The organism is Aeromicrobium sp. PFPM2_SD2 (assembly GCF_057364525.1).
The window spans coordinates 1-7,036 of the sequence record NZ_JBNFNZ010000089.1 but is presented as its reverse complement, the minus strand read 5'-3'; the positions used below and the strand labels follow the sequence as shown (position 1 = coordinate 7,036).

Here is a 7,036-nt window from a genome sequence, read left to right as displayed (position 1 = left end):
CGGCGGCGAGCGGGCGTCCGTGCTCGGCGACGCGGCCGATGCGCGCGGGGTTGGCCGACATCACCTCGGCCACGCGCGCCCAGCTGAGCGCCCCGGTGTCGACCATCGTGGCCTGGACGACCGACAGCGCCGTCTCCAGCCCGATCATGCCGAACGCGGCCGCGCCCCACTCGCAGTCCTTGTCCTCCATCGGGTGCGGGGCGTGGTCGGTCGCGACGATGTCGATCGTCCCGTCGGCCAGGCCCTCGCGGACGGCGGCGACGTCGTCGGCCGAGCGCAGCGGCGGGTTGACCTTGTAGATCGGGTCGTAGGAGCGCACCAGGTCGTCGGTCAGCAGCAGGTGGTGGGGCGTGACCTCGGCCGTGACGTCGATGCCGCGGCTCTTGGCCCAGCGCACCAGCTCGACCGAGCCGCGCGTGGACAGGTGGCACACGTGCAGGCGCGAGCCCACGTGCTCGGCCAGCAGGACGTCGCGGGCGACGATCGCCTCCTCGGCGACGGCGGGCCAGCCGGCCAGGCCGAGCTCGCCGGACAGCGGGCCCTCGTTCATCTGCGCGTCCACGGTGAGCCGCGGCTCCTGCGCGTGCTGGGCGACGACGCCGTCGAACGCCTTGACGTACTCCAGGGCGCGGCGCATGAGCACCGGGTCCCAGACGCACTTGCCGTCGTCGGAGAACACGCGGACCCGGGCGGCGGAGTCGGCCATGGCGCCGAGCTCGGCCAGCCGCTCGCCGCCAGGCCGACGGTGACGGCACCGACGGGCTGGACGTCGCAGTAGCCGTGCTCACGGCCCAGGCGCCAGACCTGCTCCACGACGCCGGCGGTGTCGGCGACCGGCTCGGTGTTGGCCATGGCGTGGACGCAGGTGAAGCCGCCGCGGCGCGCCGCGCGCCGGTGCGGACGGTCTCGGCGTCCTCGCGGCGGCTCGCGCAGGTGGGTGTGCAGGTCGACGAGGCCGGGCAGCGCGACCAGGCCCTCGGCGTCGACCTCGGTGGCGCCGGCGGGGGCGTCCAGGTCGGTGCCGACGGCGGTGATGCGCCCGTCCTCGAGCAGCAGGTCGGCGACCTGCTCCCCCAGCACGCTGGCGCGGCGGACGACGTACGTGCCGGTGCTCATGCGATCTCCTCGGTGTGGTCCTGGCGGCCGCTGAGCAGCAGGTACAGGACGGCCATGCGGACGGCGACGCCGTTGGTGACCTGCTCGACGATGACCGAGCGGTCGCTGTCGGCCACGTCGGCGCTGATCTCCATGCCGCGGTTCATCGGGCCGGGGTGCATGACCACGGCGTGCTCGGCCAGGCGGTTCATGCGCGCCGCGTCCAGGCCGTAGCGGCGGCTGTACTCGCGGGCGCTGGGGAAGAACGAGGCGTTCATCCGCTCCCGCTGCACGCGCAGCATCATCACCGCGTCGGCTCCCTCGAGCGCGGCGTCGAGGTCGTAGGACGTGTCGACCGGCCACTGCTCGACGCCGACCGGCAGCAGCGTCGGCGGCGCCACGAGCGTGACCTTCGCGCCGAGCGTGTGCAGCAGCAGCGCGTTGGACCGCGCGACCCGGCTGTGCAGCACGTCGCCGACGATCGTGATGCGGCGTCCGGCCAGGTCGCCCAGGTGGCGGCGCATCGTGAACGCGTCCAGCAGCGCCTGCGTCGGGTGCTCGTGCGTGCCGTCGCCGGCGTTGACGACGACGCCGCGGGTCCAGCCGGCCTCGGCCAGGCGGTGCGGGGCCCCGGACGCGTGGTGGCGCACGACCACCGCGTCCGCGCCCATCGCCTCCAGGGTCAGGGCGGTGTCCTTCAGCCCCTCGCCCTTGGACGCGCTGGAGCCCTTCGCCGAGAAGTTGATGACGTCCGCCGACAGCCGCTTGGCGGCGGCCTCGAACGAGATGCGGGTGCGCGTGGAGTCCTCGAAGAACAGGTTGACGACCGTCAGGCCGCGCAGCGTCGGGAGCTTCTTGATCGGCCGCTTGGCGATCGAGAGCATCTCCTCGGCGGTGTCGAGGATCTGGGTGGCGTCCTCGCGGCTCAGGTCGCCGGCGCTCAGCAGGTGCTTGATCACGCGGCACCGCCCTCGATGGTCACGTGGTCGGCGTCGTCGTGCTCGGCGACCCGGACCTTGACCTTCTCGGCCAGCGACGTCGGCAGGTTCTTGCCCACGAAGTCGGCGCGGATCGGCAGCTCGCGGTGGCCGCGGTCGACCAGCACGGCCAGCTGGACGGCCTTCGGGCGTCCGAGCTCGCTGACCGCGTCGAGCGCGGCGCGGATCGTCCGGCCAGAGAACAGCACGTCGTCGACCAGGACGACGACCTTGCCGTCGACGTCCTCGGGCACCTCGGTGCGGCCGATGGCCCGGGCGGGCTTGAGCCGCAGGTCGTCGCGGAACATGGTCACGTCGAGCGACCCGGCGGTGATGGTGCGGCCCTCGACCTCGCTCATCCGGGCGGCGATGCGCCGGGCGAGGTGGACGCCGCGGGTGGGGATGCCCAGGATCACCACGCCCTCGGAGTCGCGGTTGCGCTCGAGGATCTCGTGGGTGATGCGGGTGAGTGCCCGGGCGATGTCTCGCTCGTCGAGCACGGTGCGTGCAGGCACGCCGGCAGCTGGACTCTCAGGAGTCACGCTGACCTCCTTCTCCGCCTCACGGGACGGTGGTTAAAGGACGTCTTTGTCGTCGTTCAACCTACCAGCGTGGCGCCCGTCACCCGGGGCCGGACTCGGCGCGTGGGACGGACCCGCGGCTCGGCGCCGCGGCTACTTCACGAAGCCCTCGTCGACGAGCCAGTCCCGCGCGACGATCGCGGGGTCCTCGCCCTCGACGTCCACCTTGGCGTTGAGCTCGAGCATGACCTCGTTCGTCAGTCGGGGCGCGATCGCCGCGTTGACGTCGGCCAGCTCCGGGTGCTCCTCCAGCACGTCGCTGCCGACCACGAAGCTGAGGTTGTAGAGCGGGAAGAACTGCTTGTCGTCCTCCAGCGTGGTCAGGCCGAGACCGGGGATGCGGCCGTCGGTGGTGTAGACCTCGCCGAAGTTGCACCGCCCCCGGGCGGTCGCCGTGTAGATGACGCGGGCGTCCAGGGTGATGACGTCGCCCAGGTCCGCGGGGGTCAGCCCGTACGTGCGCAGCATCGGCACGAACCCGTCGTCGCGCTTGGAGAACTCGCTCTCCACGCAGAAGGTCAGCTCCTCCTTCGGCAGCGACGCGAGCTGCGACAGCGACGTGATGCCGAGCCGCTCGGCGGTGTCCTCGGCGGTGGCGAACGCGTAGGTGTTGTTCAGCGGGGCCGGGTCCAGCCAGGTCAGGCCGTTGGCCAGGTCGGCGTCGCGGACGGCCTCGAACTGCTGCTGCTCGCCCTTGACCGGCTGGTCGTTGCCCAGGTAGTTGATCCACCCGGTGCCCGTGTACTCCGGGGCGACGTCGACACGGCCGTCGACGGACGCCTGGCGCACGCCGAAGCTGCCCGGCGTGTTGCTGAGGTTCGTGACGTCGGCACCCAGCGCGTTCAGCACGATCGACAGCAGGTTGCCCAGGATGAGCTGCTCGGTGAAGTCCTTGGAGCCCACCGTGATCGGGGCGCCCTCGAGCGACGGCGCCTCGGGCAGGTCGGCCGGCTCGGCGTCCAGCACGGTGCCGGAGGCGGACTGCAGGCCGCAGCCGGTCAGGGCGAGGCACAGCAGCGCGGCGACCGCGCCGGTGGCGCGGCGGTGACGTCGGGTCATGTCAGCCGACTCCCTTCGGGGCGGCGGCCAGCTCGGCGAGCCGCGCGACCCAGTCGATGAGCAGGGCCAGCGCCGCGACGAGCACGGCGCCGACCACCAGGGTGGTGTCCTGCTGGAGCTTGATCCCGGCCGTGATGAGGTTGCCGAGGCCGCCGGCGCCGGTGAACGCGGCCAGGGACGCGGTGCCGACGATGAGCACCAGGGCGGTGCGGACGCCGGCCACGATGACGCGCAGGGCCAGGGGCAGCTCGACCCGCACCAGCGTCGCGAACGACGACATGCCCATGCCGCGGGCGGACTCGACGAGACGCGGGTCGACGCCGTCCAGGCCGGTGACGGTGTTCGCCACGATGGGCAGGACGCCGTAGACGGCCAGCGCGGCCACGGCGCCGGTGCGGCCGACGTCGAAGATCACCGCGCCCAGCGCGATGAGCCCGATCGCCGGGGCGGCCTGGCCGAACCCGGCGACCGTGATGATCGGCTGGGAGAAGCGCCGCATCCGGCCGCGGGTCAGCAGCACGCCCAGCGGCACGGCGACGAGGACGGTCAGCACCGTGGCCATCACGCTGATCGCCAGGTGCTGGCCCAGCAGCGTCAGCAGGTTGTCCACGGACAGGGAGCGGCGCTCGACGTCGGTCACGTCCGCCCGGTCGACGTAGACCAGGCAGGCCACCACCGCGACGACGACGACGAGCGGCTGGCCCAGCCAGCGCATCACGCCCGGTCGGTCGGTGCTGGCCGTCCCGACGACCTTCTCGTCGCCGGGCTCGACCGTCGCCTGGGCCGTGCTCACGCCGGCTCCCCGCGGAGGCCGCCGCGGCGTCCCGGCGCCGCGGATGTCCTCCATCGCCGCCATGATCGTCTCGACCCGGACGACGCCCTCGTAGCGGTGGCGGCGGCCCGTCACCACGACCACGCCGTGGCTGGACGTCAGCATCTCGTCGAGCGCGTCGTTGAGCGTGGCGCCGGTGCTGACCACCTCGAGGTCGGGGTCGCGGGTGACGCGTCCCAGGCCGTCGCGCTCCAGCTCGCGCACCGACATCCAGCGCTGGGGCCGGTCCTGGCGGTCGAGCACGAGCACCCAGCGCCGGTCCATCCGGCGCGCGGTCTCGAGCGCGTCCTGCGGGTCGTCCCCGACGCGGACGACGGCCGCGTCGTGCAGGTCGACGTCACGCACCCGGGTCAGCGTCAGCTGCTTGAGCGCGGCGCCGTGGCCGACGAAGCCCTCGACGAAGTCGTTCGCCGGGTGGGCCAGGATCGCCTCCGGCGTGTCGTACTGGACGATCGTGCTGCCGACGTCCAGGACCGCGATCCGGTCGCCGACCTTGACCGCCTCGTCGAAGTCGTGGGTGACGAAGACGATGGTCTTGCGCAGCTCCTCCTGCAGGCGCATGAGCTCGTCCTGCAGGCGCTGGCGGGTGATCGGGTCGACCGCGCCGAACGGCTCGTCCATGAGCAGCACCGGAGGGTCGGCCGCCAGGGCCCGGGCGACGCCGACGCGCTGCTGCTGGCCGCCGGAGAGCTCGCGCGGGTACCGGTCGCGATAGTCCTGCGGCTCGAGGTTGACCAGCTCCAGCAGCTCGTCGACGCGCGCGGCGATGCGCTGCTTGTCCCAGCCGAGCAGCCTCGGGACGATCGCGATGTTCTGCGCCACCGTGTAGTGCGGGAACAGCCCCGCGCCCTGGATGACGTAGCCGATCGAGCGGCGCAGCTCGTTGGGGTCGGCCTGGGTGACGTCGCGGTCGCCGATGAGGATGCGCCCGGACGTCGGCTCGATCAGCCGGTTGATCATCTTCATCGTCGTGGTCTTGCCGCAGCCGGACGGGCCTACCAGCATGACCGTCTCGCCCGCGGGGATCTCCAGGGTGACGTCGTCGACCGCCGCAATCTCCTGCCCCGGGTACCGCTTGGTCACGTGGTCGAGCAGGATGCGCTCGCCGTGGGTGGTCTGGTCAGGCACGGATCCCCCTGGAGGTCGTCAGTCGGGTGAGCAGGTTCAGCACCAGGTCGAGCACCACCGCGAGCAGCAGGATGCCGACCGTGCCGGCGACGATGGAGTTGGTCGCGTTCGCGCCGCCCATGCGCGAGATGCCGGAGAAGATGTAGCCGCCGAGGCCGGGGCCCAGGACATACGCCGCGATCGCCGCGATGCCCATGAGCATCTGGCCCGAGACGCGGACGCCGGTCATGACGACCGGCCAGGCCGTGGGCAGCTCCAGCCGCACGAGGGTGGCGAAGCGGCCCATCCCCATCCCGCGGGCGGACTCGACGAGCGCCCGGTCGACGCCGGCGAGCCCGACGATCGCGTTGCGCAGGATGGGCAGGAAGCCGAAGAACACCAGCGCCACGACCGACGGCAGCACGCCGATCCCGACGACGCCGACGAGCAGGCCCAGCAGGGCGTAGGACGGGATGGTCAGGCCGACCGCCGAGAAGCCGGTCGCGACGGCGACCGCCCAGCGCGAGCGGTAGACCGCCACGGCCACCAGCAGCGCCAGGACGGTGGCGAGCGCCAGGGTCTGCACGACCAGGCTCAGGTGCTGGTAGGCCAGGAAGGACAGGACCGACCAGCGGTCCTGGACGAACTCGAAGAAGCTCACTCCGCCTCCGGGGTCGGGCGCCGTCAGGGCGCAGGGCGTCGGTCATCGGTCGTCGGCGGACGTTACCCGCCGACGGCCGGGCCCGCAGGTCCGCGAGCCGCTCCGGCGGCGTCCGGACGGCCGATTCTCGCCGGGCTGCCAGGGATCGGCACCGGTTCGAGATTCCTGTCCGCCCCGATCCGGGGACGCCGCCCGTGAGGCCCCACCACGCTCCCCCGGTGACCGCCCCGCCCTGACCCCCGCTGACGCCACCTGGCGCCGGCGCGTGCCCTCCACGCTGCTGTGGCTGCTCGCCCTGGTGCTCGTGCTCCTCGGACCCGAGGAGGCGGACCAGCGACCCGACGCCCTCGACTCGTTGGTGTCCTGGACGTCGTGGACCACGTTCGCCGTCGCCTTCGGGGGTGCCGCGCTCGTCACGCTCGCCGTGCTCGGCTTCCTGGCCCCCGCCGCGCGGCGGGCGTCGTGGCGGTGACGGCCCTGCCGTGCGTGGGACTGCTGGGCCCGCTGGCCCGCACGCTGCTCGCCGTCCTGGTGGTGCTGGTGGTGCTGGACCTGCTCCTCCTCCGGCGCCAGCGACGTCTGGCCGACCGGTGGACCGGTCCGCGCCAGGACGTCGTCCGCGGACCCCGCCTCACGTGTGGCCGTGGATCGGGGGCGCCGTGGTCGCCGCGTTCCTCACCGTGGTCCTCCTGGCGGTCGCCTGACGCTCCGGGCCGAGGACCGG

General features: G+C 72.9%; 8 protein-coding genes and 1 pseudogene. 2 read left to right on the top strand and 7 right to left on the bottom strand.

All coding sequences use genetic code 11. The features are described from left to right. The 7 genes and pseudogenes from AC2W7G_RS06415 to AC2W7G_RS06385 all read right to left on the bottom strand — a co-directional run. Positions 1-706 (bottom strand): dihydroorotase (locus AC2W7G_RS06415; protein ID WP_485867701.1); only part of this gene is annotated, 706 nt, incomplete at its 3' end. Between the two features lie 92 nt (positions 707-798). After that, positions 799-1,116 (bottom strand): annotated as a pseudogene (locus tag AC2W7G_RS06410) (dihydroorotase); the annotation flags it as partial. Continuing rightward, a complete protein-coding gene (locus AC2W7G_RS06405; RefSeq protein WP_485867700.1) occupies positions 1,113-2,054 on the bottom strand; it encodes an aspartate carbamoyltransferase catalytic subunit in 942 nt (313 codons plus the stop codon). The gene AC2W7G_RS06405 and the pseudogene AC2W7G_RS06410, both read right to left, overlap by 4 nt. Beyond that, on the bottom strand, positions 2,051-2,614 hold the full coding sequence (pyrR, locus tag AC2W7G_RS06400) for a bifunctional pyr operon transcriptional regulator/uracil phosphoribosyltransferase PyrR (protein WP_038951916.1): 564 nt from the start codon (positions 2,612-2,614) through the stop codon (positions 2,051-2,053). The genes AC2W7G_RS06405 and pyrR overlap by 4 nt, the downstream gene beginning before the upstream one ends. A gap of 132 nt (positions 2,615-2,746) precedes the next feature. Next, positions 2,747-3,712, bottom strand: coding sequence for a glycine betaine ABC transporter substrate-binding protein (locus tag AC2W7G_RS06395; protein ID WP_485867699.1), 966 nt, complete (start codon positions 3,710-3,712; stop codon positions 2,747-2,749). 1 nt (position 3,713) lies between these two features. Beyond that, positions 3,714-5,672 (bottom strand): betaine/proline/choline family ABC transporter ATP-binding protein, encoded by a 1,959-nt coding sequence (locus tag AC2W7G_RS06390; protein WP_485867698.1) that lies wholly within the window; start codon positions 5,670-5,672, stop codon positions 3,714-3,716. Then, the gene (locus tag AC2W7G_RS06385) at positions 5,665-6,312 is read right to left on the bottom strand and encodes an ABC transporter permease (protein ID WP_485867697.1); all 648 of its coding nucleotides are present in this window, start codon (positions 6,310-6,312) and stop codon (positions 5,665-5,667) included. The genes AC2W7G_RS06390 and AC2W7G_RS06385 overlap by 8 nt, the downstream gene beginning before the upstream one ends. Before the next feature lie 265 nt (positions 6,313-6,577). Between AC2W7G_RS06385 and AC2W7G_RS06380 the strand changes: the two genes are divergently transcribed. Then, on the top strand, positions 6,578-6,784 hold the full coding sequence (locus AC2W7G_RS06380; RefSeq protein ID WP_485867696.1) for a hypothetical protein: 207 nt from the start codon (positions 6,578-6,580) through the stop codon (positions 6,782-6,784). 14 nt (positions 6,785-6,798) lie between these two features. Beyond that, positions 6,799-7,036: hypothetical protein (locus tag AC2W7G_RS06375; RefSeq protein WP_485867695.1), on the top strand; the 238-nt coding region annotated here is incomplete at its 3' end.

What these genes read in the sequence shown, in the direction of transcription:
- AC2W7G_RS06395 (WP_485867699.1), bottom strand. Translation starts at nt 3,712, where the DNA reads ATGACCCGACGTCACCGCCGCGCCACCGGCGCGGTCGCCGCGCTGCTG.